Below are 25196 nucleotides of genomic sequence, written 5' to 3'. Positions count from 1 at the left end.
TTTACAAGGCGCGTCAGGGAGGTCCGCCATGTTGTCAGACATCGAGATTGCACATTCCGTTAAGCCGCTTCCCATCATCGAGGTCGCCCGCGAAGCGGGCGTCGATGAGAAGTACGTCATCCCGTACGGGTTCGACAAGGCCAAAATCGACTACTCGTTGCTGAACGAGCCGACGGACCACGACGCCAAGCTGGTGCTGGTCACCGCCATCAACCCCACCCCTGCGGGCGAGGGAAAGACCACCACGACGATCGGCCTGGCCGACGGCCTGCGCCGTCGCGGCGTCAAGAGCGCGGTGGCGCTGCGCGAGCCGTCGCTCGGCCCGGTGTTCGGCGTCAAGGGAGGCGCGGCGGGCGGCGGCTACGCCCAGGTCATCCCCATGGAGGACATCAATCTGCACTTCACGGGCGACTTCCACGCCATCGGCGCCGCCAACAACCTGCTCGCGGCGATGCTCGACAACCACATCCAGCAGGGCAACGCCCTCGGCATCGATCCCAAGCGCATCACCTGGAAGCGCGCCGTGGACATGAACGACCGCCAGCTGCGCCATATCGTGGACGGCCTCGGCGGGCGCGCCCAGGGCGTGCCCCGCGAGGACGGCTTCGACATCACCGTCGCCTCCGAGATCATGGCCATCCTGTGCCTGTCCACCTCCATCACCGACCTCAAGAACCGTCTGGGCGAGATCGTGGTGGGCTACGCCTACGACGGGCGCCCGGTGCGCGCCTCCGAGCTCAAGGCCCAGGGCGCCATGGCGGCCCTGCTCAAAGACGCGCTCAAGCCCAACCTCGTGCAGACGCTCGAGCACACGCCGGCCTTCGTGCACGGCGGCCCGTTCGCCAACATCGCGCACGGCTGCAACTCCATCATGGCCACCCGCATGGCCATGCGCTTCGGCGACATCGCCATTACCGAGGCGGGCTTCGGCGCCGATTTGGGTGCGGAGAAGTTCCTCGACATCAAGTGCCGCATGACCGGGCTTTCCCCCGACGCTGTGGTGATCGTCGCCACCGCCCGCGCGCTCAAGTACAACGGCGGCGTGGCCAAGGCCGACCTCAACGAGGAGAACCTCGATGCCCTGCGCGCCGGCCTGCCCAACCTGCTGCGCCACGTCGACAACATCCAGAGCGTCTACGGCCTGCCGTGCGTCGTTGCCATCAACCGCTTCCCGTCCGACACCGAGGCCGAGCTCGCCCTCATCGAGGAGGAGTGCAAGAAACTCGGCGTCAACGTCAAGCTCTCCGAGGTCTGGGCGAAGGGCGGCGAGGGTGCGCTCGAGCTCGCCGACGAGGTCATGCGCCTGGTCGAGCAGCCGAACGAGTTCCGCTTCTCCTACGAGGACGGCACGGACATCGCCGACGCGATCGAGGCCGTGGCGACCAAGGTCTACCGCGCCGACGGCGTTGACTTCACGCCCGCTGCCAAGCGCCAGCTCGCCCAGCTGCGCGAGAACGGCTTCGGCAACCTGCCCGTCTGCATCGCGAAGACCCAGTACTCCTTCACCGACCAGGACAAGGTCCTCGGCGCGCCTGAGGGCTTCCGCATCACGGTGCGCGAGCTCAAGGTGTCTGCCGGCGCGCACTTCGTGGTCGCGCTGACCGGACAGGTGCTCACCATGCCGGGCCTGCCGAAGGTCCCGGCTGCCGAGAACATCGACGTCGACGAGAACGGCGTCATCTCCGGCCTGTTCTAGGCGATAGGCCTCCGATCGCTGGATATGAGGCCCGGGCGGTTGAGCTGCCCGGGCCGTTTGCGTTGCGGGCGGGCCGTGGCAAGAGGGCGCGTCAAATCGAAACATGCGCGATGCCGAGGGCGGTCGCGCCCGTTTCGTAGTAGGCTAGGGAAACGCTGACCAATTCATTCCGCACCGGTCGGCCCCGTGGCGGGCGCCTGCGGGTTCAGGCTGCGTCGGCGCAGGTACACTGCGCCTTCCTTGTCTTCTCCCGCATCCGCCTCGCCACGGAACCGACCGCCGCGAAAGCAATCGATCAGCGTTTCCCTAGGGAACCACCGATCAATCCATTTCGCGTCGGTCGGCCACGTGCCGGGCGTCGCGAACGCGATTGACCGGCGGCTCCCTTGGGAAACGGTTTCCAGAACACAGATGAAAGGAACGGTCCGTGGCGACGATTATCGATGGAAAGGCGTTGGCGGCGAAGGTGCGCGAGCGCGCAGCGGCGGAGGTCGCCGAGCTCGGCGGTCGCGGCATCTCGTGCGGGCTCGCCGTGGTGCTCGTGGGCGACGACCAGGCTTCGGCCACCTACGTGCGCTCCAAGCTGCGCGATTGCGAGCAGTGCGGCATCCGCTCCTTTGACTACAAGCTGCCCGCCGAGACGTCGCAAGAGGAGCTCATGGAGCTTATCGGGCGCCTGAACGCCGATGAGGACGTCACGGGTATCCTCGTCCAGATGCCGCTGCCGGCGCACCTCGATACCGAGCAGGTCGTGGCGGCCATCGACCCGAACAAGGACGTCGACGGCTTCCATCCCATGAACATGGGCCGGCTCGTGCGCGGCCTCGAGGGCCTGCGCCCCTGCACCCCGGCGGGCATCATGGAGATGCTCGACGAGTACGAGATCGATCCGGCGGGCAAAAACGCGGTGATCGTCGGCCGCTCGTCGATCGTCGGCAAGCCGATGGCCTTCATGCTGCTCGCCCGCAACGCGACGATCTCGGTCGCGCATTCCCGCACCGACCCGCACGAGCTCGCGCGCATATGCCAGAGCGCCGACATCCTCGTGGCGGCCTGCGGCGTGCCCAAGATGATCAAGGGGCCGTGGGTAAAGCCGGGCGCGACGGTCATCGACGTGGGCATGGACCGCGATGAGGCGGGAAAGCTCTGCGGCGACGTCGACTTCGACTCGGCCGAGCTCGTGGCCGGCGCCATCACGCCGGTGCCCGGCGGCGTGGGCCCCATGACGCGCGCGATGCTGATGAGCAACGTGGTGCTTGCCGCGAAGCTGCAGCACGGGCTGTAGGGGGCGTGACGGCGACCCTGCCGTGCCGTCACACGGCGCCGAGATACTCCTCGAGGGTCAAGTCACCCAGGTAGATGTCGCGGGCCGCCTCGGTCCCGACGTAGCGGTAGTGCCAGGGCTCATGGGAGATGCCGGTGATCTGCGAGGCGTCCTCGGGATAGCGCTTGATGAATCCGTATTCGTGCGCGTGGACGTCGAGCCAGGCGTAGAGCTCCTCGTCGCCGTCCTCATCGTTGATGTCGACTGCGAGCCCGAGCTCGTGCTCGCTCGTTCCCGGCTGGGCGACCCATCGGGATGCCTCTTGTTGTGCCGCCTGCTCGCCGAGCCCCTGGTCTTCGTAATACGCTATGCGCTCGGCGAGGACGCGCTCCTGCTCCGCTCGCGTGCGGTACCCCGAGCGGACGAACGGATGGTATCCCGCCTGCTCGGCCGCCCGGAACAGCTCGGAGAGCGGTTCCTCGATCCGCGCGTCCACGGATTCGCCCCCGTCGAGCTCGACCGTCTCGACGAGATGGTCCTCGGGCAGGGGATGGGTCGCGTTGACGAGGACGAGCTGCCATGCCTCGGAGTCCGTCCGGTCCGCGGCGACGGGGCGGTCGGTCGCGGTGGAGAGCAGGCCGAGGCCGCCTGCGCACAGCAGCGCACCTGCGATGAGCGCGGCGACGAGCCAGCGCCCTTTGGGGTTGCGGCGGGGCGGGAATATGGTGCGGGAGGCGGCGCCTCTCGCGCGGATGCCGGATCGGTTCATGGGACCTCCTCGTATCGGGGCTCACCATGACCATACGGACGGCTCCCCTTATGCGTCCCATGCGGAGACCTTAGCTTTTTATGCGCAACCTTACCGTTTCCTTATTTCTGCTGCACGACTTTACGGATATTGGGGGCGACCTCCTACAATGGAGGCTATGACTGAGAACGATGGCCCCCGCATACTGGTCGTGGACGACGATCCCGCGATCGTCCGCCTCGTCGCCGATACGCTGTCGGCGGCGGGCATGGTCGCGGTCGCCTGCAGCTCGGGCGAGGACGCCTGGGCGGCGTTTTCCCGAGACGCGTTCGACCTCGTGCTGCTCGACATCATGATGCCCGGTGTCGACGGGTTCGAGCTGTGTGCCCGCATCCGCGCGGTCTCGCTCGTCCCGGTGATCTTCCTTTCGGCGAAAGACGAGGAGTCCGACAAGGTGCTCGGGTTCATGACGGGGGCGGACGATTACGTGGTCAAGCCCTTCATGCCGCGGGAGCTCGTCGCCCGGGTGAGGTCGTGTCTGCGGCGCGCGTCGTACGCGGCGACGACCGGGCCGGGCGGGATGCTGTCGTGCCGGGGCATCGAGGTGGACCGCGCGGCGCATACCGCCCGCCTCCACGGGGAGCCGCTGTCGCTCACGCCCAAGGAGTTCGACGTCCTCGCGACCCTGCTGGAGGCCCGCGGGCATCCCGTGGCCACGCGCGAGCTGTACGAGTCGGTGTGGAGGGAGCCGTACCTGGCGTCAAGCTCCAATTCCGTCATGGTCCACATCCGGCATCTTCGCTCGAAGCTGTCGGCCATCGACTCGGACCAGGTGTTCATCGAGACGGTATGGGGCGTGGGGTACAAGATCGCGCCATGACGCGCTGATGGGGGGAGGGCGATCGCAGCCATGAGGACCATGCAGGGAATCGACACGCGCCGCAGGCTCGTGCGCGGGCTGCTCGCGCGGCTCGGCGCCTTCGCCGTCGCGTTCGCGCTCGCCGTGTGGGGCGCCCATGCGCTGTTCGGCGACGCGCTGTCCGCCGTCATCGCCGACGTCACGTCTGTCTGGGTGGAGGTCCCCGAGGAGTCGGTCGAGCTGTACCGCATGCTCGGCTATCAGGAGGACTCGATGGCCGACGGGCACTACCGGTTCCGCGACCTGTCGGACTACCGGGCCGTGGTCTCCGTCATCGAGGGGCCGGTGGTCTGGAGTGCGTTCGCGGCGGGACTCGTCGTCATCTCGGCGCTGTGGTGCGCCCGCGCGGCCCGCGAGGTGGACGAGCTCACCTGGGCCGTCTCTGAGATGGGGACGGGCGCCGTGCCGGAGCTGCCCGCGCACCTCGGCGCCGCGCACGTGGAGCTCGAGCGCCTGGCCGAGCGCGATCGGGCTCGCGAACGCGCCGCACAGGCGGCGGAGCAGCGCAAAAACGAGCTCGTGGCCTATCTTGCGCACGACATCAAGACGCCGCTCACCTCGATCGTGGGCTATCTCGCCCTGCTCGCCGAGGAGCCGGGGCTTCCCGAGGACACGCGCGCCCGCTATGCGGGCACGGCGCTGGCCAAGGCGCGCTCGCTCGACGCCATGATGGACGAGTTCTTTGAGATCACGCGCTACAACCTGGGCGCCATGCCCGTCGAGCGGGAGCGCGTGGACGCGGGCATGCTTGTGCGCCAGGTCGCCGACGAGCTGTATCCCCGGGCCCAGGCGCGCGGGGTCTCGATCGAGGTCGACGTGCCGGAAGGGGCATGCGCCTTCATCGACCCCGACAAGATGGCGCGCGCCCTTGCGAACATCGTGCGCAACGCCGTCGCGTTCGCGGACCGGGGCAGCGAGGTCCGCTGCCTTCTCGAGCAGGCGGGGCACATGACGAGGTTCGTCGTGAGCGACCGGGGCAAGGAGATATCGCCGGCCCACCTGGAGCGCATCTTCGAGCGGTTCTTCCGCGAAGACGGCGCGCGCGGCGCTCGCCACGGGGGAGCGGGCCTCGGGCTCGCCATCGCCCGCGAGATCATCGGCGCGCACGGGGGAACGGTCACGGCGACCAGCGAGGACGGCGTCACGACCTTTACGGTCGAGGTTCCCACGGGCCTGGCGTGACCGGCGTGACGACGACTCTGCCTTGCTGTCACGCCGCGTGTCCGGGCGAGGCGTTACACTAGTGCGGACGGCAAACCGATGGCCGGCGCATCCCGCGTCCGGCCGGACGAGGAGGATCACCAGCTATGGCCTGCACGACGATTCTGGTAGGTAAGCTCGCGAGCTATGACGGCTCCACGATCGTGGCGCGCAACGAGGACTCGCCCGGCGGCAAGTTCGAGCCCAAGCGCATGGCCGTGGTCATGCCGGCGGACCAGCCGCGCACCTATACCGCGACGGCCTCGCACCTCACCTTCGATTTGCCGGACGACCCGATGCGCTACAGCTCGGTGCCCGACGCGCTGCCCGGCCACGGCATCTGGGCCGCCGCCGGCTTCAACGAGGCCAACGTGGGCATGTCGGCCACCGAGACCATCACGAGCAACGAGCGCGTGCTGGGCGCCGACCCGCTCGTGGAGTATGCGCCCGCCCGTGGCACCGAGGGCGAGGAGGGCTACGTGCCCGCGGTCCCCGGCGGGCTCGGCGAGGAGGACTTCGTCACCGTCGTGCTGCCCTACGTCCGCACCGCGCGCGAGGGCGTCAAGCGCCTGGGCGAGCTGCTCGAGCGGTACGGCACCTACGAGATGAACGGCATCGCGTTTTCGGATGCCGCCGAGATCTGGTGGCTGGAGACCATTGGCGGCCATCACTGGATCGCCAAGCGCGTGCCCGACGACGCCTATGTCACCATGCCGAACCAGCTCGGCATCGACTATTTCGACCTGGCGGACGCCGAGGGCGATCAGGTCGAGCACATGGCGAGCGCCGACCTGCGTGCGTGGATGGAGGCCAACCACCTGAACCTCACCATGCTCGCGCCGCACGTGGTCGACGACACGCTGGACGACATCTACGACGAGCTGGCCGACGCGCTGTTCGACGCCGACGACGACATGCTCGACGACCTCGACAACTTCGTGGACGACGTTCGCGAAGGCCTGCTCGCTGGCGACATCTTCAACCCGCGCGAGGCCTTCGGCTCCCATTCCGATTCCGACCACGTGTACAACACGCCGCGCGCCTGGTACATGCAGCGCTGCCTGAACCCGGGCGACGGCTGGGACGGCCCGGACGCCGCCTTCGGCCCCGAGTCCGACGACATCCCCTGGAGCCGTGTGCCCGAGCGCAAGGTCACGATCGAGGACGTGAAGTACGTGCTGTCCGCCCACTACCAGGGCACGCCCTACGACTGCTACGGCCGCGGCGGCACCGACGCCACGCGCGGCGCGTACCGCCCCATCGGCATCAACCGCAACGGCCAGCTCGCGGTGCTCCAGATCCGCCCCTACGTTGCGCACGAGAACGCCTGCGTGCAGTGGATGGCCTTCGGCTCCAACGTGTTCAACGCGCTCGTGCCGCTCTACGCGAACGTCGAGCGCATGCCGGAGTACCTGGAGAACACGACGGAGCGCGTGACGTCCGAGAGCTTCTATTGGGCCAACCGCATCATCGCGGCGCTCGCCGACGCCCGCTTCCACGACAACTCCGCCCATATCGAGCGCTATCAGGAGAAGATCGGCGGCATGGCGCACCGCCTGCTGCGCGAGACGGACGCCGCGGTGGAGAAGCTTCCCCGCGACGAGGTGAGCGCGGCGCTCGCGGAGGCGAACGACCGCATGGCGGCGGACCTCAAGCGCGAGACCGACGACCTGCTCGGCCGCGTGCTCTTCACCACGAGCCTCGCGATGAAAAACGCTTTCGCGATGTCGGACAACTAACGAGGCGGTTCGGGGTACAAGAAGACAATACGCACGTGGCGAGCAGACGAATGCCCGGCACGGTTCGGAATAAGGAGGCTCACATGGCCACGAAGTTCGAAGACCTCGTCAACAATATGGTGAACATCGGTTTCGGAGCGGCTGCGCTCACGGCCGAGAAGGGCAAGGAGGTGCTCGACAGCCTGTCCGCCAAGGGCGAGGAGGTCCGTCGCGACTCCTCGACGCCCGATTTCGCCCGCTCCATGTCCGACATCTTCGAGCGCGCCGGCGGTGCGTTCTCGGATGTGACCGACCGCTTGAACACCCAGGGCGAGACCGTCGCCGAGCGCATCCTCGACGAGCTCATCTTGGCGCGCGTGCGCGCGATGACCAAGGCGGAGCGCGTCGAGTTCATGGCGCACGTCCGCGATCTGGTCGACTCGGTTGACGACGACACCGTGTCGGTCAAGGTCGAGGCGGTCGAGGTCGAGCAGGAGACGGCGGAGGCCGAGGGCTCGAGTGCGCCCGAGACGGAGCAGGACGCGTAAGCATTCATCATGGCAGGAGTCGACACCACCAGCTCACAACGGGACAAACTGGACCCCGACGATACCATCGTCTTCGAGGACGAGGAGCTCATGGCGCGCCTGGGCCACAGGCGCGCGCGGGCAAAGGACGAGTTTCCGGATGAGCCGGAGGTCATGGCTCCTGCCGAGGAGTTCCAGCTCACGGCGAAGGGGCGCAGGCGCCGCATCGCCGAGATCTTCAACCTCGTGCGCAAGTACGAGGCGTGGAACAACATCACGCCGGTGCGCCTGCGCTGCCTCATCGAGGAGCTCGGCCCCATGTTCGTCAAGATGGGGCAGATCCTCGCGAACCGCTCCGAGATCCTGCCGCAGCGGTTCTGCGACGAGCTGAGGCGCCTGCGCACCGACGTGGAGCCGGTGCCGTTCTGGGTGATTCGCGACTGTCTGGAGGCCGAGTACGGCCGCAAGACCGCCGAGGTCTTTGAGTGGATCGACCGCAAGCCGCTGGGAAGCGCCTCGCTCGCACAGGTCCATCGCGCGCGGCTGCTGACCGGCGAGGACGTCGCCGTCAAGGTGCAGCGCCCGGGTGCCCAGCAGGTCATGGCGCAAGACATCGACATCATGCGCTCCATCGTGCGCACGGCGTCGCGCTTCGTGAAGACCGACCAGTTCGTGGACCTCCAGGGCGTCGTCGAGGAGCTGTGGCAGTCGTTTCGCGAGGAGACGAACTTCCTCATGGAGGCGCGCAACCTCGACGACTTCTACACGTTCCACAAGGACACGCGCGGCATCTCGTGCCCGCGGTCGTACCTGCAGTACTGCACCGAGCACATCGTCGTCATGGACTACATCGACGGCATCTCGATCGCCGACCCCCTGACGCTTTCCGAGGCGGGCTACAGCCTGGAGAAGATCGGCGCGCGCATCGTCGAGGACTATTCGACGCAGGTGCTCGACGACGGTTTCTTCCATGCCGACCCGCATGCGGGAAACATCATCTTGAAGGACAACGTGGTCTACTTCATCGACCTGGGCATGGTGGGGCGCATGTCCAGCCACGACCGCGCGATCGTGAAGGACATCATCTTCTCGGTCGCCGAGAACGACGTCGCCAAGCTCAAGGACTCCCTGATGCGCTTCGCGGTCACGCGCGGGGACTCGTCCGAGCTCGACCATTCGACGTTTCTGTCCGACCTCGACTTCATCGTCGCGGATTTCGCGGGCCTGAACCTGAAGGACCTGGATATCGGCGAGTTCCTGACGTCGCTCGTGAGCCTGGCGCGCAAAAACGACGTCGAGCTGCCGAGCGTCGTGACGATGTTCGCGCGCGGTATGGTGACGCTCGAGGGCCTGCTGTCCGAGTACATGCCCGAGGTCAACATGGTCGAGATCATCTCGGCCCATATCAAAAACGAGAAGAGCTCCTTCACCCGCGCCGCCGAGACCGCCGAGGAGATGGCGCACGCGTCGGTGCGGGCGGCGAAGGGCCTGCTCGAGGCGGCCGACCAGCTCGGCTTGGCCTCGCGCATGCTCACGCGCGGCCAGCTCAAGATCAACACGCAGGTGCTCGGCAGCGAGCGCGTGCTGCGCCATGTGGGCGGCATCGTCGACCGCATGTCCATGGCCATCGTCATCGCCGGCCTGTTCATCGGCTCGTCGGTGGTCTACTACGCCAAGATCGAGCCGGTCATCTTCGGCATTCCCGTCATCGGCTTTCTGGGGTACCTGTCGGCGCTCGTGCTCGCGCTCATGCTGGGGCGCGAGATCTGGCGCAACTCCCACAGCCGGCGCCGCTGACGGGTCGGGCGCGACGGCGAGACGGGGCGGCCGTTACGCCGCCTGGAAGCGCGCGACTGCCGCGAGGCGCTCGGTGCGAAAGATCCGCTCCGTCGCCGCGCGGTACTCGTCGGCCTTGCGGACCTTCCTGACGGCGCGATGCACCGATTGCGGGTCCGCGAAGGCGAACCGGGCGTAGGACCACCACTCCTTCATGCGGAAGACCGCGTTGCCGCCCATCTCGGCCTCGTAGATGCCGTACAGCCTGTCATGGAAGCGCTCAAGCTCGGTTGCCGAGGCGGCCGGCCCGCCCTTCAGCATGCGGGCGAGCGCCGGGTTGGCGAGGATGCCGCGGCCCAGCATCACGTGGCGCGTTTCCGGGTACGCCGCAAGGAGCGCGTCCATGTCTTCGACGCCGAAGACGTCCCCGTTGTACGCAACCGGGTACGAGACGGCCCTCAGGGTCGTGCCGTAGGCCTTTTGGCGCGGTGCGCCCTGGTAGCGGTCCTTCTGGACGCGGGGGTGCACGATGAGCTCCGCGAGCTCGTGGCGCCGATACACCTCCAGGATACGCTCGTATTCCGCATCATCCGCGACGCCGATCCTCGTCTTGATTGAAACCGGGAGGGGAGAGCGGGCGCAGATCTCGTCCAAAAACGCGTCGAGCCTCTCGAGGTCGCGCAGGAACCCCGCGCCCTTGCCCTTGGAGACGACCGTCCCCGAGGGGCATCCCAGGTTCAGGTTGACCTCCGTAAACCCCATGTCGGCGAGAAGCACCGCCGCCCATACGAATTCGTCGGCGTCTTTCGTGAGCAGCTGCGGCACCACGACCAGGCCCCGGTTGACCTCAGGGTCGAGCTCCGCGCGGACGCGCCCCCCGAACGAGCTTCCGACCCGCGGGGGTGCGATGAACGGCGTGTAGTACCGGTCGAGGGCCCCGAAGCACTCGGCATGGATCGCTCGGAACGTGTGGCCGGTCAGCCCTTCCATGGGCGCCAAAGACAGAATCATGAACCCTCGCTCACGACATCGGGTGGATAGCGGGCTTGACGTGGGCCTCGCGCGCGTCAAGCAGCCCCTCATCATACAGGACTGCAAAGGTCCGCGTTACCCTCGTCTTCTCCTCGCGCTTCGTCGAGGATGGCGAGCGCGTTCTCGTACTTCGTGCGTCTGCGGGCGAGTTCTTCTGCGGGCGGCGGCGTGCTGCCTGCGTAGCGCGTGGCGTCGAGGTTGTGTGTGAGGTCGGCCCGCTTGACGGTGCGGGCGATCGGGTTGGAGGCGACGGCGCGCACGTAGTCGAGATAGGGCACGCGCAGGTCATGGGTAAGCAGGCGCAGGGCGTCGATGACCGTAGGCGGAAACTCGCGAGCAAGCTCGTCGAGGGTGACATCGGTGTCCTCGACCACATCGTGCAACAGCGCGACGCAGGTCGTGTACTCGTCGGTCATTTGCTCGGCGAGGTGAAACGGGTGGAAGACATAGGGTGTCCCGCACTTGTCGGTCTGTCCGGCGTGGGCTTCGTAGGCGATGCGCATCGCGTGGTTGGTGAGCGGCGTGTAAATCATGGCGGCCTCCTTGCGGCGCGTCCATTGTCGCACGTATCGGTCGGGTGATGATGGGTTGATTGGGGACGGGTTCGTTTCAACCCATGGGTTGGTTGACGGGTTCGTTTCAGCCCATCCGGCGGCCCCCGCGATCCCCGCGAGCCGGAACGGAAGCGCCCCGCCGCTCCACGCTATTTCATGGATGCGGAGGGGCCCGTATCTACGATGGTCTATCAGAGGTTTTCATGAAGGGCCGTTGGGGACGGGGCCAGCCATTGGGGACGGGGAGGGGATAACAGTCCCGCGCTGCAGCTACACGAGTTTCTCGTAGGCGATGCGGCCGAGGTCGGTTTCGCTGCCATCCTTCTGCGTGAGCTCGATGGGCGCGATCTCGGTAAAGCCCTGTTTGGCCAAAAACCCGCGCATGGCACGGTTGCCCGGATGGGTGTCGATGCGGATGCTGAGGGCACCGTGCTCGCGGGCGATGCCCTCAGCAGCGTCGAACATGAAACCCATAACGCCGCTCCCGAGCGCCTCGGCTGCCGTGGCGCTACGGTGGATGGCAAGATAGGGGGCCGCGTCCTCACCTTCGAACGGATTGGGCGTCAACCAGGGGACGTGCGCACGGCAATACTCGGGATCCACGCCGGACAGCAGCGCCAGGGTGCCCACGAGCGCGCCGGAGGGGTCCTCAGCAACGTAGCAGGAACCCGTCGCGATATCGGCGCGCACGCTCTCGATGTTGGGGTAGCCGCGCTGCCACTGCTCGATGCCGAACTGCGCGATCGTGCGCTTTCCGTCCTCGAGGATCTCGGCGACGCGGGCGGCTTCCTCTGCGCGCGCCGGGCGCATCTGCAACACGTTCGCCATAAGGGCCTCTTTCTCTCCTGCGGGGCATGCCCGATTCCGTCGTCAATAAAGCCATCAGATTATGCCCCAATCGGTTTCGCAGTGGCAGTATCCAATTTCACACGCGCAAAACCTCGATATGGAATCGAGGGCGCTCAGTACTCAAAAACTTTGACGTCAAAGTTCTTGTAATACATGGACATCCAAGTATAATGAGGGAGAAGCGAAGGGGCGCGATCGCAAGGAGGTGCCTTGATGGCCGTCATCGATATGGTTTCTGTTGTGGCGCGCACGCGTGCGCTGGCGAATCGATATCTGGTGCAGCAGATGGGGGAGCGGGGCCTGGAGGGACTCGTGACGTCCCACGGGGATGTGCTGCTCCAACTGTTCGCCGAGGACGGTCTGTCCATGCGCGAACTCGCCGCACGGGTGCATCGCGATCCCTCGACGGTCACCACGTTGGTGAAAAAGCTCGCAGATGCGGGATATGTCCGTACGGAGCGCGGGGTGCTCGATCGACGATCGGTCGTGGTGTTTTTGACCGAACGGGGCCGCTTGCTCGAGCGTGATTTCCAGGAGATATCGCACCGCCTTCTGGAGGTGCAGCGCAAGGGAATCGATGACGCGCGCATGGAGGCCGCCCGTGAGGTGCTGCTCCAGATGCAGCAAAACTTTGCTGCCGCGCTCGGTGTCGGTTCCGAGGAGCGTGGCGGTGAGCAGGAGGCTCGATAGGAAAGGAAATGGATCATGGCTAAGGTTGCACATACTGCAAAGTTCGTTGAGGCGCCCGTTATGACGCGCCGCGCTCTGCTGGCAGTGCCGGCGCTCGCCGCGTTGGCGGGAGCACTCGGCGGGTGCTCGCAGGACGGCTCGAAGGATGCGGGTTCTTCTGCGGGAAGTTCGCAGACATCTGATGAGGGCCGTACGCTCGTTGTCGCGATGGAGCTCGCCTACCCACCGTTCGAAACGAAAGACGGCGCAGGTGAGCCCTCGGGTATCAGCGTCGACTTCATGCGCGATTTCGGCGAAGCGTACGGCTACGACATCGTGATCGAGAACACGGCATGGGACGGCCTCATCCCGTCGCTTCAGACCGGCAAGGCGGATTGCGTGATCAGCTCCATGACGATCACCGACGAGCGCAAGCAAACGGTCGATTTCAGCGATGCGTACGCGCAGGCGCAGCTCGCGATTCTCGCCAACAGCGGTTCGGGGATATCGTCTGTCGATGACCTGAACCAAGAGGGCAAGACCGTAGCGGTTAAGACCGGGTCGACCGGTGACGTCTATGCGACGAATCACCTCACGGAGGCCACGATCACGCGTCTTGCCGACGAGTCCGCCTGCGTGACGGAAGTGGTGCAAGGCCGCGCCGACGGTTTCATCTACGACCAGCTCACCATCTATCGAAACCATGAGGCCAATCCCGATACGACCGAGGCGGTCTTCATTCCCTTCCAAGATCCGGAGGAGTGGGGCATTGCGGTCAAGAAGGGTGATACCGAGCTGCTCGATGAGCTCAACGCCTTCATCGCCGACAGCAAGGACAACGGAGAGTTCGATCGTCTGACGGAGAAGTATCTCGCCGAGGAGAAGGCTGCCTTCGACGAGCTCGGGTTCACCTGGTTTTTCGATTTCGAATAGGTTGCTCGCCCGCAGCGGCAGCTGCTGCATGGGCGGATGAGAGGAGGGCGCATGGGTCGACGCATCGCGCGGCTGTTTCGCGTAGAGCCGGGATCGCCGGTTCATCCGGTGGCCGGCGTACTCAACTACCTGCTGGTATGCATCGCAGTGCTTGCAGGTGTCTGGGCTTCGCTCGCTGCGGTTGGCGTTCAGCTCGATTTCAGTTTCATCGGGCAGTTCCGCGTAAGGATCATCGACGGTTTTCTGCTGACCGTGCAGATCTCCGCCCTGAGCCTCGTGGCGAGCCTTGCGCTGGGTGCCATCGTGGCGTGGGCGCAGGGCTGCCGGGTGCTCGTGGTCCGTTACGCGGCGGATCTTTACGTGAAGATCATCCGCGGAACGCCGCTGCTCGTGCAGATCTACCTGTTCTTCTACATCATCGGCACGGCATGGGGTATCGAAAACCGGATGGTTGCCGGCGTGGCGATCCTCTCAGTCTTCGAAGGCGCCTATATCGCCGAGATTATCCGCGGCAGCTTGCTGTCGATTGACGCCATGCAGCTCGAAGCGGCGCGTGCCGTGGGGTTCACGCGGGCGCAGACGCTGCGCTACGTGGTGGTGCCTCAGCTCGTGGCACGAACGCTGCCCGCGCTGACCGGGCAGTTCGCGAGTGTGATCAAGGACTCGTCGCTGCTTTCGGTCATCGCCGTCATCGAGCTCACGCAAACCATGCGCGAGATCAGTGCGACGAACTTCAACATGTTCGGCTGCTACTTTTTGCTGGGCGGGCTGTACCTGGTGCTGACGTTGCCGCTCACGTTCGTGAGCCGTTATTTCGAGAAGAGGACAGGTTATGCGCATTGAGATCCGCGGTCTTGAACGGTCGTTTTCGGGACGTACGGTCCTGCGCGGCATCGAGTTGGACGATGAGGTGACGACGCTCGCGATCATCGGTCCGTCTGGAGGCGGCAAGTCGACGCTGCTGCGCATCGTAGGCGGGCTGCTCGTGCCGACCGCCGGTACGGTCGCGCTCGATGACAAGGCGGTCGACTATCGGGAGCGGGAGCTCGAGCGCTATCGGGCGCGGCTGGGGTTTGTGTTCCAGCAGGGCGGTCTGTTCCAGCACCTGAGTGCGCGCGAGAACATCACGTTGCCGCTGCGTGCGGTGCACGGCGTTGCCGAGGGGGAGGCGCGCCGCCGCGCCGACGAGCTGCTTGAGCGCTTCGGCATGTCCGCGCAGGCCGAAGCGCGACCGGCGGAGCTCTCGGGTGGCCAACAGCAACGTGTGGCCATCGCGCGCGCCGTGGCGCCTCGGCCGCGTCTGCTGCTACTTGATGAGCCCACGAGCGCGCTCGATCCGGAGTACACGAGCGAGGTGCTCGACATCCTGCGCGACCTGCGCGACGAGGGAGCGCGCTTCATCGTGGTGACGCATGAGATGGGGTTCGCGCGGCATGCGTGCGACAAGGTCGCCTTCCTGTGCGACGGCGTGCTGAAGGAGTACGGGCGCTCGGAGGATCTGTTCGGCAATCCCCGTACACCCGAGCTCAAGCGGTTCTTGGGCAAGTTGCTGGAATGGGGTGTGTGAGATGGATAAGAAGAATCCGGTGTTCGAGGCGCCCGCCGCGCCCTCGCTGGGCGTGCTGTACGAGTCGAGCGAATGGTCCGACTTCAAGTTCGCGATGGAGCTCTGCGCGCGGGATGTGCCGGTCCGCATGATCGACATGGAGCGCCCCGATGCGGTGGAGGCCGCCCTCGCCTGCACGATGCTCACCAGCCGTGTGCCGGCAAGCGCCGTGGCGCGCGGGCACGCACGGTCGCATGCGCATATGCTCGAATTGATCGAGGTGGCCGAGGCGGCAGGGATCCCCATGGTGAACACGGGAAGCGCGTTTCGCTATGAGATCAGCAAGCTGCGCGGCGTGCGGACGCTGGGCTCTGCGGGCCTGTGCGTGCCGAAGGTGTACGCCTGTGCGCCTGCTGACAAGATCGATGTGCACGCGCTTTCGTATCCCTGCATCATCAAGCCCGATTGCGGCGGGCGCTCCGCCCGTACCGCGGTGCTGCGCGACGATGCGGAGGCGCGCGCATTTTTGGTAGCGGCTCCGCAAGACACGACGTTCATCGTCGAGGAATTTCTTGTGGCGCGCGCGGGATATGTGACGCGCATCGAGATCGTGGGCGGCGCTTGCGCCCATATCCAGAAGCGCAGCATCGCGGCGTGCGGCCTGTCGTCCTATCACGTGGGATCGACCTACGAGGCATACGATGATACCTGCCCGCGGGAGGTGCGCGATGTCGCCGAGCGGGCCGCTGCTCTGTTGGGGTTCGAGCTCGGAAGCTTTGATGTCATAGAGACCGAGCGTGCGCCCTACATCATCGACACGAATGCGATGACCAACGTGAGTGCGGACTGTGAGGAGCTGCTCGGTTTCGACCTGATGGCCGAGCATGCCGCCTACGTTGCCGCGCGGTGGTTCGAGCATGTGGGGAAGCTTCGATAGGGGTTGTTGGCAAGTTTGGGTGACCTCCGGTAGGTCACCGTGGATACGGGGCCCCTCCGCGTTCATGAAATGGTGTGGAGCGGCGACGGGCGGCGGGACGCTTCCGTTCCGGCTCGCGATGGGTTGAAACGAACCCGTCCCCAACCAACCCATGGGTTGAAACGAACCCGTCCCCACATATGTTCATCGGACTGTCAATAGGCAATATTCCGCCGGCCCCCGGGTAGCTGGCCCGGGGGCCGGCTTCCCCCACCCCCGCCGGCGGGCCGCGGGCGTGTCCTCGAACCGGGGCCCGGCGGCCCCGGGGAACCTCGGACGCCCAACGCGTTCCACTCACAGAATCGCGGATGCCGGGGAGGGCCCCGGCCCGCAGTACGGCTCTCTTCGGTGCGGGCAGTGTCGCAGCCCCCGCCTCGCGGCGGGGAGTCAACGGACGCGCATGGCCCGGCGGCGGGCTGCCGCGGGGCCGCGCATGGGGACGGACGCGAGTTGCCCCGCGCGCCGCGGGCCCGGCCGGCGGAGGGGACGGCCCTATCTCGCGCCGCGCGCTAGGCGGCGGCGAGCTCGCGCTGCACCTGCAGGCCTATCGCCCAGATCCAGCGCGCCATCTCGCTCACGACCGCCACCCTGGCGACGTTGGCGTGCTTGCCGGCGCCCCTGAGGCGCTCGTAGCGCCGCCGGAGCCGCTCGTTGGCGGCTGCGGCCATCTCCTCGACCGCGGGGGACACCTCGTGGCCCGGGCGCACGCGCTTCGGGCGCCCGTTCCGGCGCGGCATCGAGGCCGCGCCCTCGACGAGCGCGCGGATGCTGGGGAGCTGCTCTCCTTCGGCGAGGTCGCCGGCGGTCGGCCTCGCCGCTGGAGCTCTCCGAGGCGGTGCACCCGATCCAGCGGGAGACGGCCCTGCCGCTGCGGAACCGCGAGAAGTCCCCGAACTCGGCGCACGCGAGGAAGGCGGTCTGCACGTCGACGCCCTTGAGGCGGACGAGCGCGTCCACGTAGGGCCTCCACCTGGGGCGCCCGGCCTCCTCGGCCACCGCCGCCGCGAGCCCGGCGGCCTCGCGCTCGAGGCGCTCGACCGCGCCGAACTCCATCTCGAGCGCCCTGTTCGACAGGGCGTCGCCCAGGTCGCGCGACAGCGCCCACCTGCGCCACTCCCGCGTCCACGTCTTCCTCAGGTTGCCGGAGGGCGTCCTCTCGCACCAGGCGAACCCGTGCTTGAGCAGCAGCATGCTCACGCGCTGCCTGGCGGAGCGGACGTCCCGGGCGGCCGCGTCGGCGGCCCGGGCGAGGTCGCGGGCGCCCTCGGTCTGCGGGTCGGGGACCCACACGTAGGAGACGTCGCTGGCGGGGTTGCACATCTCGCGCAGCACGACGGCGGCGTCGCGCCTGTCGTTCTTGTGGCGCCTGTCCCTCGGGGAGCGCGGCATAGTGGAGACGGCGACCACGCCGCAGGCGACGCCGGCCCCCTCCAGGAACCGGCTCAGCCAGAAGCCCGTGCAGCCGGACTCGTACGCGCACCTCACCGGCTGGGGGAGCCTCCTCAGCCACTCGAGCACGGCGCGCTCGAAGCCCTCCCCGCGGAACGTGCCCGACCAGCACTCGCCTGTGTCGGGCCTCAGCGCCCTGCAGGACACGCTGCGCGCGTGCACGTCCATGCCGACCTGGGTGGTATACTCGCTCATCGGGAAGCCCCCTTCTCTCTGTGGCCCTGGCGGCCGCCTTGCTGACACGAGACGATGCTAACCCACGCTCCGAGCGACGGGGCTTCCCCCTCGGCCAGGGGCGGCTGCGACCTGGTCACCCGATGAACATATCGTCAACCAACCCAACGAAGGGAGAGATGACTGTGAAAACCATGCAAGAGGTCTACGAGCTGTTCAATGCTATCGGGTGCTGCAGTTTCGCCACGCGCGACGGCGAGAACGGTATCGACGCGCGCATCGCCCACTTCTTCGCCTATGATGACGAGGGTCTTTACCTGCGCACGATGCGTGTGAAGCCGTTCTACCGGCAGCTGAAGGAGGGCGGCGTGCTCGCCGTGTCAGCAGAGAGGACGGGTGCGCCGTGCTCGTGGGATGACGACAACCTGCCGCATTTCCAGCCCGGATACATGGTCCGCGTCTCCGGCGAGGTACGCGAGCTCACACAGGCCGAGGTCGACGAGAAGGCGGCGGGCAACCCTCTGTTCAACGTGGCGGTCTACGACATCAACAAGTATCCCGAGACCGTTGTGTTCGTGCTCCATCGCTTCCATGGCGAGTATTACGATTACGACTTCAACATGGTCCATCGCGACCACAAGATCCTGCGTGAGCGGTTTGCCTTCGGTGGCGATTCGTTCGTGCCGGCGGGCTTGAGCATCGATCCGGACCGCTGCATTGCATGCGGGGCGTGTGCCGAGGCGTGCACGCACAAGGCGATATTCCCGACCGACGACGGTGCAGCCTACCGTATCCTCGGCGAGCGCTGCGACGAGTGCGGCAACTGCTTCCATGTCTGCCCTGCTGGAGCCGTCCGGTCAAAGGGCTGCTAGTCTGATGGCGGATGCAGCGCCGGGCCGCTTTCGAGCGGCCAGCTAAGCAGGCGCCCGTCCTGCTGTTTGCCGGCACCTGCGTGCTCCCCCTTTTGTGCACTTCTTGGAATGAGCGCCGATACATGCGCGCCGATACGCGGGTGACGTGTCGTGCGTGCCATAATCTGTCCCACCCCGGCGCCCGCTGACGCCGGGGTCTTGACGTTATCGCTCCCTGTGCAGATGGAGGTTCCCGATATGGCCGATGCGCTGACGATACGCCCGGCGCGTTTCAATGAGGACGCGCACGGTGCCCGCCCTGTAGCCGACCGCGTGGGCGGCAAGTGCAGCCGCTGCCTTGCTGGCCTCACGCGCATCGCGTTCGAGAGCTGGTGCAGGCGATGAATCCCGCACGTATCGAGAAGTTCGCCCGTATCGCCGATGCGCTGCGCTGCCCGCTGTGCGGCGCGGAGATGACCCTGCAGGGGGCGAGCCTGCGCTGCGGGCGCGGTCATGGCTTCGACATCGCCGCCAAGGGGTACGTCAACCTGTTGCGACGCGCGGTGCACGACGATTATGACGCCGGTTTTTTCGAGGCGCGGTCGCATATTCTCAAGGCGGGGTTCTACCGCCATGTGCTCGATGCTCTGCTCGATGCGCTCGACGGCGCAAAGCTTGCGGGCCCGGTGCTCGATGCGGGCTGCGGAGAGGGCTATTACGCGAAGGCCTTGGCCGAGACGTTGGACGTTCCCGTAATCGGGCTCGACAACTCTCGTGATGCGATCGTGCGCGCCGCGCGCGGGGGCAACGGCGTGTGCTGGCTCGTCTCCGACGTGGCGAACCTGCCGGTGCGCGACGGTGCGGTAGGGTGCGTCCTGAATATCTTCACGCCGGCGAACTACGCTGAGTTCACGCGGGTACTTGCCGAGGGCGGGTGGCTCGTCAAGGTCGTGCCCGGCCCGGACCATCTCGTCGAGCTGCGCGAGCTCGCGGGGGAGCGCCTGCGCCATGCGAGCCACTCGAACCGGCGGGTCGTCGAGCATCTGGAGCGGCATATGGCTCTCGAGCGGCGCCTGCGCACCCGTGCCACCTTTGATGTGGCACCTGACCAGGTAGACGACCTGCTGCGCATGACGCCGCTGCTGTTCGGCGTGGACACCGCGGAACTACCGCGCGACCGGGTGCACTCGGTCACCGTGGACGCGGAGCTGCTTATCGCCCGCTGAGCTTCCTTTGATGGGTTGGAACGAACCCGTCCCCAAATGACCCATTCTAGTTCTGGCTCGGATGCTTCTCGAAGAAATCGAAGCGCGGCGGCAGCGGGACCACCTTGTGCTCGCCGGGCTTCTCGCCCAGGCTCGCCACGAGCCCGTCGCAGGTGTCGAAGATGCGATCCCACGAGAAGAACGTGTCGGGGTCGATGGCGAAGTGCTCGCAGATGAGCTCGCAGCCGACCGGCACGATGCCGTGCATGAGAACCGTGGCGACGCGCAGCTCGTGGAAGGCGTTCACGAGCGCCTGCTTCATCGCGGCGTCGTCCTCGGCGTTCTTGGCGGCCTTGCTCGCGTCGCTCCAGCGCTTGTTCGCGGCGCGCAGGTAGCCGTCGCACACGGTGAGGGCGTGGTGGAACTCAAAGGTGTGCATGGCCTGCTCGAAGGCGAGGACAGCCTGCTCGGATGCCTCGATGACGCCGGCGTCGGGGGTGCCTGCGGGGATGCAGCCGCAGCGGTGGCCCGCCTCGTCGCCCTCCTTCTCGGCCACGCCGTAGAAGCAGGAGCGCGCCAGGCGGTTGAACACGCCGGTGAGCAGCGCGCCCTCCTTCAGGACGGGGTCGATGACGCGCTTGTCGTCGCGTGCGAGCAGCGGCGTGCCGTCGGCGTTCTTGCCGGTCTCGCGCGTGTCGTAGGCCTTGGGGCTGAACGAGACGGGCTTCTCGCCGAGGCCGAGCGACAGGAAGTGCGCGCGCAGCTGCTCGGCGGTGTAGTGCTCCAGCAGCTCAGCGGCGGGCGGGGGCGGGGTCTGGGAGCTGGAGCTCGCCTTCTTGCCCATGTAGAGCACGTGGTAGTTGGCCACGAGCGTGCTCTGCTGCATGTGGCAGCCGAGCGCCTCCCACAGGGCCGTCTGCGCGATGCCGTAGAAGTAGATGTTGTCCTGGCCGATGAACTGGTAGGCGTGCGCGTCCTCGCTGCACCACCAGTCGTGCCAGTCGAGGCTCGCGTAGCGGTCCGCGCGGCCTGCGCGCTCGGCCTCGGCCAGCACGGTGCGGGTGAAGCTGATGGGCGCCCAGAGGCTCTCGGGCCACACCCAGCAGGTGAGGCCGGAGCAGCCGCACTCGTCGGGCACGGGCACGCCCCATTCGATGTTGCCGGTGATGCGGAAGGGGACGAGCGCCTTGCCGGAGCGGAAGCGCACCCCTCCTGCGGAGAGCACCTCGTGCGCCGCGTCGCGCTCCTCCCAGCTGGGGAACGTGACGGTAAACGAGCTTTTGTTGCCCTCGGGCTCGGTGACGGTGTGGGCGGGCAGCTGGTCCTCGATGGCGTCGAATGCCTCGCGGAACTTGTTCTGGATGTAGATCTGCGCAGGAAGCAACCATTCTTCCATGGTCTTGGATACTACGGGGCGCACCGTCTCGTCCGCTTCGAGCTTCGCGGTGTAGTCCTTCAAGAAGTCGAGGTAGGCGGGCAGATCGAAGTAGATGTTGTCGACCGGACGGAGTTCTGGGGTCTCGCCGGTGAGGGCGGATTTGGGTGCGATGAGCTCCTCGGGCTCGTACTGATGGCCGAGGTCGCACTCGTCGGCATAGGCCTTCTCGGACTTGCAGCCCTGGATGGGGCAGCGACCGATGACCTGGCGGCCGTTTAAGAACTGGCCCGCTTTGGCATCGTAGAACTGCTTGGTCGCACGCTTGTGGAGCACGCCGCGCTCATTCAGGCGCTCGATGATCTCCGCCGTCGTCTGGTTGTGGATGGGGGCAGCGGGCGGAAGGGCGGATCCGCCGAACAGGTCGAGCTTGATCTCGAAGCCATCGATCGCGGATTGCTGCAGGTCGTGGTTGGCCTGCACGTAGTCGGTGAGCGTGCAATCGGTGCCGCAGGACTCGAGCAGCTTGCGATGGCCTTCCATAATGGGGGAGCCGTAGCAGTCGGTGCCCGAGACGAAGATCACATTCTGCTTGCCCAGGCGGTCGCGCAGGAAACGCGCGAAGAAATCGGCCGGGATGAACACGCCGCCGACGTGTCCGAAGTGCAAGTTTTTGTTGCCATACGGCATGCCTGCGGTGACGATGGCGCGATGTGGCCATGACGGGCGGCTATCTTTGCTGAGCTTGTGTGCCATGCGGGCTCCTCAGTGCGTGTTGAATCGATGTGCATACGGGGACCCATTATCGCACAAGGCCAAGGGCGTGCAGGTTGCGGCGGCAATCCGTAAAAAACGACAGAGAGCGGCCCGCCGCCCCGCTGCCCGCCCGTGGCCCGTCGCGGCTTGGGCCCGCGTTCGCGCTCGGGGGACGTCAGGGCGGGCGAGCGCATGAGAACGCCGCGCCCCCGGTTTCCCGCGCGGGGGACGGCGCCCTGCGCTCCGTGGTATCCTCAGGGCATGAAGAGGATTGCCTGCATACACACCTTTGAAGACAAGGCGTTTTTAGCGCGCATGATGCGCATGACGGCGGCGACGCTGGTCGTCGGCGCGATTGCGGGCGTCGCATGGTTCGTCTCGGGCGCGCCGGACATGCTGGGCCTGCCGGGCAGCGAGCTCGCCTCCGTTCTCAAGGGAGAGGACCCGCGCTTCCCGGTCCTGCCCCCGACGTTCTGGTGGTTTGCCGCCGGAGCCGTCGGATGCTTCGCCTCGCTTGCCGTCCACGAGCTCGTCCACGCCATCTTCTTCAAGGCGTTCGCCCCCGCCGGCACCAAGATCACGTTCGGGGCGAACTGGAAGGCGGGCATGCTCTATGCCTGCGCCGAGGATGTCGTCTACACGCGCGGGCAGTACCTGGCTATCGCGCTCGCGCCGACGTTTGCGGTGACGCTGCTGCTCTTGGCGCTCGGCGTCGTGAGCGGTTGGCCGGTGCTGGCCTACATCGTGGCCGTGCTGCATCTGTCCGGATGCACGGGCGACTGGGGCTACGTCGCCGCGATGCTCGCCGACGCGCGCATCACGCACTGCATCGACCGCGACTGGGGCGTCGAGTTTCTCGGCGACGGAGAGCCCGATCAGGCGCGTGGGGAGGACCTATGACACGGCTTTTGCTGCACGCCTGCTGCGCCCCGTGTTCGCTCGAGCCGGTTCGCTTGCTGGTAGAGGAAGGTTTCGAGCCCACGATCTGCTGGACGAATCCGAATATCCAGCCGGCAGACGAACACGATCGCCGCTTGGAGGAGCTGCGTCGTTGGACCGCCGCGAACGACATCCCGCTCATCGAGGCGCGCGAGGACTATGACGCGTGGGAACGCGGGGTGGCGCCCATCGGGGCACGCGATCGCGAGCGCCGATGCCGCGCCTGCTACGGCCTGCGGCTTGCCGAAGCGGTGCGCGTAGCCTGCGACGAGGGTTTCGACCATATCGCAACAACGCTCGCGGTGTCGCCTTACCAGCTGTTTGAGACCTGCAACGACGTCTTGACGCGCCTGGCGGGCGCGCACGGTCTCACGCCGGTCATCCGTGATTTTCGCCCCTGGTACCCGGAGGCCACGCGCCGCTCGCGCGAGCTCGGGATGTACCGGCAGAACTACTGCGGCTGCCGGTTCTCGGCCGCCGAGGCGGCGCTCGACCGCATCCGGCTGCGCGACGAGCGCAAGGCCGCGAAGCTCCATGCGTGATGCCCGGATGCCGGGGGAAACGATGGGAAGCGCGCCGTTCATCAAGTCCGTCGCCATCCGTTGGGAGCTTGTGCCGGGCGATGCGTACCTGCGCGGCATCCCCGCGCTCGCCCGTCTGGGTTTCGAGCCGCTGGAGCTCGCCGGGAGCGTGACGTTTTTCGTCGGCGAGAACGGGTCGGGAAAGTCGACGCTGCTCGAGGCCATGGCGGTCGCCTACGGTCTCAACCCGGAGAGCGGCACGGCCAACTACGCGTTCTCCACGCGGGATTCGCACTCATCGCTGCACGAGGGCATCGAGATGGGCCGCGGCCTGCTGCGCCCCTGGAGCACGTTCTTCCTGCGGGCGGAGAGCTTCTACAACGTGGCGACCGCCGCCGAATCGTATGCGGGGATGACCTACACGAATCCGGCGACCGGCGCACTTGAGCTGCTGCACCAGATGTCGCATGGCGAGGCGTTTCTCGGCTTCATCCAGGATCGCGCAAAGGAAAACGGTCTGTACTTCCTCGACGAGCCGGAAGCGGCGCTGTCGCCCTCCCGCCAGCTCACGCTGCTCTACGAGATGTACCAGCTGGCGCTTCACGGCAGCCAGCTCATCGTGGCGACGCACTCTCCGATCCTGCTCGGGCTTCCGGGCGCGCAGATCGTGTCGTTCGACGGCGGGCGCCTGCACGAGGTGGCCTACGAGGAGACCGACAGCTATCAGGTGACCGAGATGTTCATCAACGGCCGCGAGCGCCTGCTGCACGAGCTGCTCGGCGTTTGATGGTGTTTCTGAGAGCTGCGGTCTGGGCCGTGCTAGCATGTGTGGCGCAACGCGCTGCGGGAAGGCATAAGTCCAGTTGCCCTCCCGCAGCGCGTGCCGTGCGGACATGAGGGCTGGGCGCAATGGAGGCGAACCATGCCCAAAACAAAAGCCCAGCGCATCGTGTTCTCCCTGCTTATGGCATTCGCGATGGTCTACGGGATGGAGCTGTACAACCAGGCGCTCATATACGGCGGGCTCAAGACGGAGCTGCTTTTCGCGCCGTTTGCCGACATCGTGCCGCTCATGGTCGCGGTGATCGTGCTCGAGACGCTTGTCGGCGGGCGCATCGCGCACCGTCTCACGTTCAGGCTCCTCGACCCCACGAAGGTGCCTGCGCTGCTCGTCACCGTGTTCATGGGGGCGTTCACCTGTTGGAGCATGTGCCCGATGATGAGCCTGGTGGCGACGCTCGCGTTCAAGCAGCCGCCTGCGGGCGAGCTCGTGGCGACGTGGATTCAGACCGTGGCGATGAACTTTCCCATGGCGCTCCTGTGGCAGCTGTTCGTGGCGGGGCCCGAGGTGCGCGCCGTCATGCGCCTGCTGCGCCGGATTCCGGTGCTCTCCGACTAGGCGTGCATCGGTCGGCTTTTTCATGGGTTGCTTGGGGACGGGTTCGTTTCAACCCATCCGGCGGCCCCTGCGGTCCCTGCGAGCCGGAACGGAAGCTTCCCGCCGCTCGTCGCCGCCCCA

Annotated in this window: 24 protein-coding genes; 18 read left to right on the top strand and 6 right to left on the bottom strand. The window is 66.6% G+C overall.

Annotated elements, in window-relative coordinates:
- Positions 1–28 precede the first annotated feature (28 nt).
- On the top strand, positions 29–1696 hold the full coding sequence (locus BN3789_RS10025) for a formate--tetrahydrofolate ligase (protein WP_066833840.1): 1668 nt from the start codon (positions 29–31) through the stop codon (positions 1694–1696).
- A gap of 427 nt (positions 1697–2123) precedes the next feature.
- A complete protein-coding gene (gene folD, locus BN3789_RS10020) occupies positions 2124–2981 on the top strand; it encodes a bifunctional methylenetetrahydrofolate dehydrogenase/methenyltetrahydrofolate cyclohydrolase FolD (protein WP_066833837.1) in 858 nt (285 codons plus the stop codon).
- Between the two features lie 28 nt (positions 2982–3009).
- On the opposite strand, the gene BN3789_RS10015 is transcribed toward folD, so the two are convergent.
- Positions 3010–3729 carry a M15 family metallopeptidase gene (locus BN3789_RS10015; RefSeq protein ID WP_079989263.1) on the bottom strand — a complete coding sequence of 240 codons (720 nt, stop codon included), beginning with the start codon at positions 3727–3729 and terminating at the stop codon, positions 3010–3012.
- 157 nt (positions 3730–3886) lie between these two features.
- Between BN3789_RS10015 and BN3789_RS10010 the strand changes: the two genes are divergently transcribed.
- From BN3789_RS10010 to BN3789_RS09990, 5 genes are all read left to right on the top strand, one after another.
- Entirely contained in the window at positions 3887–4588 is a 702-nt protein-coding gene (locus BN3789_RS10010; RefSeq protein WP_066833834.1) for a response regulator transcription factor, read from the top strand.
- Between the two features lie 30 nt (positions 4589–4618).
- Positions 4619–5809: a sensor histidine kinase gene (locus BN3789_RS10005; protein WP_079989262.1), complete on the top strand. Its 1191-nt coding sequence runs from the start codon at positions 4619–4621 to the stop codon at positions 5807–5809.
- A gap of 125 nt (positions 5810–5934) precedes the next feature.
- Positions 5935–7566 carry a C69 family dipeptidase gene (locus BN3789_RS10000; RefSeq protein ID WP_066833828.1) on the top strand — a complete coding sequence of 544 codons (1632 nt, stop codon included), beginning with the start codon at positions 5935–5937 and terminating at the stop codon, positions 7564–7566.
- Positions 7567–7649: 83 nt separating this feature from the next.
- On the top strand, positions 7650–8093 hold the full coding sequence (locus tag BN3789_RS09995; protein WP_066833825.1) for a hypothetical protein: 444 nt from the start codon (positions 7650–7652) through the stop codon (positions 8091–8093).
- Positions 8094–8183: 90 nt separating this feature from the next.
- Positions 8184–9869, top strand: a complete 1686-nt coding sequence (locus BN3789_RS09990; RefSeq protein WP_411431537.1) for an ABC1 kinase family protein — start codon at positions 8184–8186, stop codon at positions 9867–9869.
- A 33-nt stretch (positions 9870–9902) separates the two neighbouring features.
- On the opposite strand, the gene BN3789_RS09985 is transcribed toward BN3789_RS09990, so the two are convergent.
- The 3 genes from BN3789_RS09985 to BN3789_RS09975 form a co-directional block, all read right to left on the bottom strand.
- Positions 9903–10859, bottom strand: a complete 957-nt coding sequence (locus BN3789_RS09985; protein WP_066833820.1) for a tRNA dihydrouridine synthase — start codon at positions 10857–10859, stop codon at positions 9903–9905.
- Positions 10860–10930: 71 nt separating this feature from the next.
- Positions 10931–11413: an HD domain-containing protein gene (locus tag BN3789_RS09980; protein ID WP_066833817.1), complete on the bottom strand. Its 483-nt coding sequence runs from the start codon at positions 11411–11413 to the stop codon at positions 10931–10933.
- A gap of 291 nt (positions 11414–11704) precedes the next feature.
- The gene (locus BN3789_RS09975) at positions 11705–12262 is read right to left on the bottom strand and encodes a GNAT family N-acetyltransferase (protein ID WP_066833813.1); all 558 of its coding nucleotides are present in this window, start codon (positions 12260–12262) and stop codon (positions 11705–11707) included.
- Between the two features lie 234 nt (positions 12263–12496).
- On the opposite strand from BN3789_RS09975, the gene BN3789_RS09970 reads away from it, so the two are divergent.
- Genes BN3789_RS09970 through BN3789_RS09950 form a run of 5 tightly spaced genes read left to right on the top strand, consistent with a single transcriptional unit; the run spans position 12497 to position 16368 of the window.
- On the top strand, positions 12497–12973 hold the full coding sequence (locus tag BN3789_RS09970; RefSeq protein WP_066833810.1) for a MarR family winged helix-turn-helix transcriptional regulator: 477 nt from the start codon (positions 12497–12499) through the stop codon (positions 12971–12973).
- 15 nt (positions 12974–12988) lie between these two features.
- Entirely contained in the window at positions 12989–13885 is an 897-nt protein-coding gene (locus tag BN3789_RS09965; protein ID WP_147569681.1) for a transporter substrate-binding domain-containing protein, read from the top strand.
- Between the two features lie 51 nt (positions 13886–13936).
- Positions 13937–14728, top strand: a complete 792-nt coding sequence (locus BN3789_RS09960; protein ID WP_079989260.1) for an amino acid ABC transporter permease — start codon at positions 13937–13939, stop codon at positions 14726–14728.
- Positions 14718–15452, top strand: coding sequence for an amino acid ABC transporter ATP-binding protein (locus BN3789_RS09955; protein WP_066833807.1), 735 nt, complete (start codon positions 14718–14720; stop codon positions 15450–15452). The genes BN3789_RS09960 and BN3789_RS09955 overlap by 11 nt, the downstream gene beginning before the upstream one ends.
- 1 nt (position 15453) lies before the next feature.
- The gene (locus BN3789_RS09950; protein ID WP_066833804.1) at positions 15454–16368 is read left to right on the top strand and encodes an ATP-grasp domain-containing protein; all 915 of its coding nucleotides are present in this window, start codon (positions 15454–15456) and stop codon (positions 16366–16368) included.
- A 531-nt stretch (positions 16369–16899) separates the two neighbouring features.
- Here BN3789_RS09950 and BN3789_RS09945 read toward each other — a convergent pair.
- Positions 16900–18051: an IS110 family transposase gene (locus BN3789_RS09945; RefSeq protein WP_066833800.1), complete on the bottom strand. Its 1152-nt coding sequence runs from the start codon at positions 18049–18051 to the stop codon at positions 16900–16902.
- 173 nt (positions 18052–18224) lie between these two features.
- Between BN3789_RS09945 and BN3789_RS09940 the strand changes: the two genes are divergently transcribed.
- Positions 18225–18902 carry a 4Fe-4S binding protein gene (locus BN3789_RS09940; protein ID WP_289821219.1) on the top strand — a complete coding sequence of 226 codons (678 nt, stop codon included), beginning with the start codon at positions 18225–18227 and terminating at the stop codon, positions 18900–18902.
- A 380-nt stretch (positions 18903–19282) separates the two neighbouring features.
- Complete coding sequence (locus BN3789_RS09935; RefSeq protein ID WP_066833793.1) at positions 19283–20107, top strand: putative RNA methyltransferase; 825 nt, start codon at positions 19283–19285, stop codon at positions 20105–20107.
- Positions 20108–20153: 46 nt separating this feature from the next.
- Here BN3789_RS09935 and BN3789_RS09930 read toward each other — a convergent pair whose 3' ends face one another.
- Positions 20154–22217, bottom strand: coding sequence for a class I tRNA ligase family protein (locus tag BN3789_RS09930; protein WP_066833790.1), 2064 nt, complete (start codon positions 22215–22217; stop codon positions 20154–20156).
- 315 nt (positions 22218–22532) lie between these two features.
- On the opposite strand from BN3789_RS09930, the gene BN3789_RS09925 reads away from it, so the two are divergent.
- From BN3789_RS09925 to BN3789_RS09910, 4 genes are all read left to right on the top strand, one after another.
- Positions 22533–23117: a DUF3267 domain-containing protein gene (locus tag BN3789_RS09925; protein ID WP_066833787.1), complete on the top strand. Its 585-nt coding sequence runs from the start codon at positions 22533–22535 to the stop codon at positions 23115–23117.
- Positions 23114–23698 carry an epoxyqueuosine reductase QueH gene (locus tag BN3789_RS09920; RefSeq protein WP_066833784.1) on the top strand — a complete coding sequence of 195 codons (585 nt, stop codon included), beginning with the start codon at positions 23114–23116 and terminating at the stop codon, positions 23696–23698. Before BN3789_RS09925 ends, BN3789_RS09920 begins: the two co-directional genes overlap by 4 nt.
- Positions 23699–23720: 22 nt before the next feature.
- The gene (locus BN3789_RS09915; RefSeq protein WP_066833777.1) at positions 23721–24464 is read left to right on the top strand and encodes an AAA family ATPase; all 744 of its coding nucleotides are present in this window, start codon (positions 23721–23723) and stop codon (positions 24462–24464) included.
- Between the two features lie 135 nt (positions 24465–24599).
- Positions 24600–25076 carry a DUF2798 domain-containing protein gene (locus BN3789_RS09910; RefSeq protein ID WP_066833775.1) on the top strand — a complete coding sequence of 159 codons (477 nt, stop codon included), beginning with the start codon at positions 24600–24602 and terminating at the stop codon, positions 25074–25076.
- Positions 25077–25196: the final 120 nt, after the last annotated feature.

Source organism: Collinsella ihumii (genome assembly GCF_900046475.1).
Taxonomy (GTDB): domain Bacteria; phylum Actinomycetota; class Coriobacteriia; order Coriobacteriales; family Coriobacteriaceae; genus Collinsella; species Collinsella ihumii.
This window is presented reverse-complemented; position numbering and strand designations above follow the sequence as displayed.

Excerpts from the sequence above, each read along its gene's own strand:
- BN3789_RS10010 (WP_066833834.1), top strand. The coding sequence starts at position 3,887 with ATGACTGAGAACGATGGCCCCCGCATACTGGTCGTGGACGACGATCCC.
- BN3789_RS09970 (WP_066833810.1), top strand. The coding sequence starts at position 12,497 with ATGGCCGTCATCGATATGGTTTCTGTTGTGGCGCGCACGCGTGCGCTG.
- BN3789_RS09965 (WP_147569681.1), top strand. The coding sequence starts at position 12,989 with ATGGCTAAGGTTGCACATACTGCAAAGTTCGTTGAGGCGCCCGTTATG.
- BN3789_RS10025 (WP_066833840.1), top strand. The coding sequence starts at position 29 with ATGTTGTCAGACATCGAGATTGCACATTCCGTTAAGCCGCTTCCCATC.
- BN3789_RS09930 (WP_066833790.1), bottom strand. The coding sequence starts at position 22,217 with ATGGCACACAAGCTCAGCAAAGATAGCCGCCCGTCATGGCCACATCGC.
- BN3789_RS09940 (WP_289821219.1), top strand. The coding sequence starts at position 18,225 with ATGCAAGAGGTCTACGAGCTGTTCAATGCTATCGGGTGCTGCAGTTTC.
- BN3789_RS09950 (WP_066833804.1), top strand. The coding sequence starts at position 15,454 with ATGGATAAGAAGAATCCGGTGTTCGAGGCGCCCGCCGCGCCCTCGCTG.
- BN3789_RS09985 (WP_066833820.1), bottom strand. The coding sequence starts at position 10,859 with ATGATTCTGTCTTTGGCGCCCATGGAAGGGCTGACCGGCCACACGTTC.
- BN3789_RS09910 (WP_066833775.1), top strand. The coding sequence starts at position 24,600 with ATGCCCAAAACAAAAGCCCAGCGCATCGTGTTCTCCCTGCTTATGGCA.
- BN3789_RS09915 (WP_066833777.1), top strand. The coding sequence starts at position 23,721 with ATGGGAAGCGCGCCGTTCATCAAGTCCGTCGCCATCCGTTGGGAGCTT.
- BN3789_RS09960 (WP_079989260.1), top strand. The coding sequence starts at position 13,937 with ATGGGTCGACGCATCGCGCGGCTGTTTCGCGTAGAGCCGGGATCGCCG.
- BN3789_RS10015 (WP_079989263.1), bottom strand. The coding sequence starts at position 3,729 with ATGAACCGATCCGGCATCCGCGCGAGAGGCGCCGCCTCCCGCACCATA.
- BN3789_RS09945 (WP_066833800.1), bottom strand. The coding sequence starts at position 18,051 with ATGAGCGAGTATACCACCCAGGTCGGCATGGACGTGCACGCGCGCAGC.
- BN3789_RS10000 (WP_066833828.1), top strand. The coding sequence starts at position 5,935 with ATGGCCTGCACGACGATTCTGGTAGGTAAGCTCGCGAGCTATGACGGC.
- BN3789_RS09955 (WP_066833807.1), top strand. The coding sequence starts at position 14,718 with ATGCGCATTGAGATCCGCGGTCTTGAACGGTCGTTTTCGGGACGTACG.
- BN3789_RS09920 (WP_066833784.1), top strand. The coding sequence starts at position 23,114 with ATGACACGGCTTTTGCTGCACGCCTGCTGCGCCCCGTGTTCGCTCGAG.
- BN3789_RS09990 (WP_411431537.1), top strand. The coding sequence starts at position 8,184 with ATGGCGCGCCTGGGCCACAGGCGCGCGCGGGCAAAGGACGAGTTTCCG.
- BN3789_RS09980 (WP_066833817.1), bottom strand. The coding sequence starts at position 11,413 with ATGATTTACACGCCGCTCACCAACCACGCGATGCGCATCGCCTACGAA.
- BN3789_RS09925 (WP_066833787.1), top strand. The coding sequence starts at position 22,533 with ATGATGCGCATGACGGCGGCGACGCTGGTCGTCGGCGCGATTGCGGGC.
- BN3789_RS10005 (WP_079989262.1), top strand. The coding sequence starts at position 4,619 with ATGAGGACCATGCAGGGAATCGACACGCGCCGCAGGCTCGTGCGCGGG.
- BN3789_RS09995 (WP_066833825.1), top strand. The coding sequence starts at position 7,650 with ATGGCCACGAAGTTCGAAGACCTCGTCAACAATATGGTGAACATCGGT.
- BN3789_RS09935 (WP_066833793.1), top strand. The coding sequence starts at position 19,283 with ATGAATCCCGCACGTATCGAGAAGTTCGCCCGTATCGCCGATGCGCTG.
- BN3789_RS09975 (WP_066833813.1), bottom strand. The coding sequence starts at position 12,262 with ATGGCGAACGTGTTGCAGATGCGCCCGGCGCGCGCAGAGGAAGCCGCC.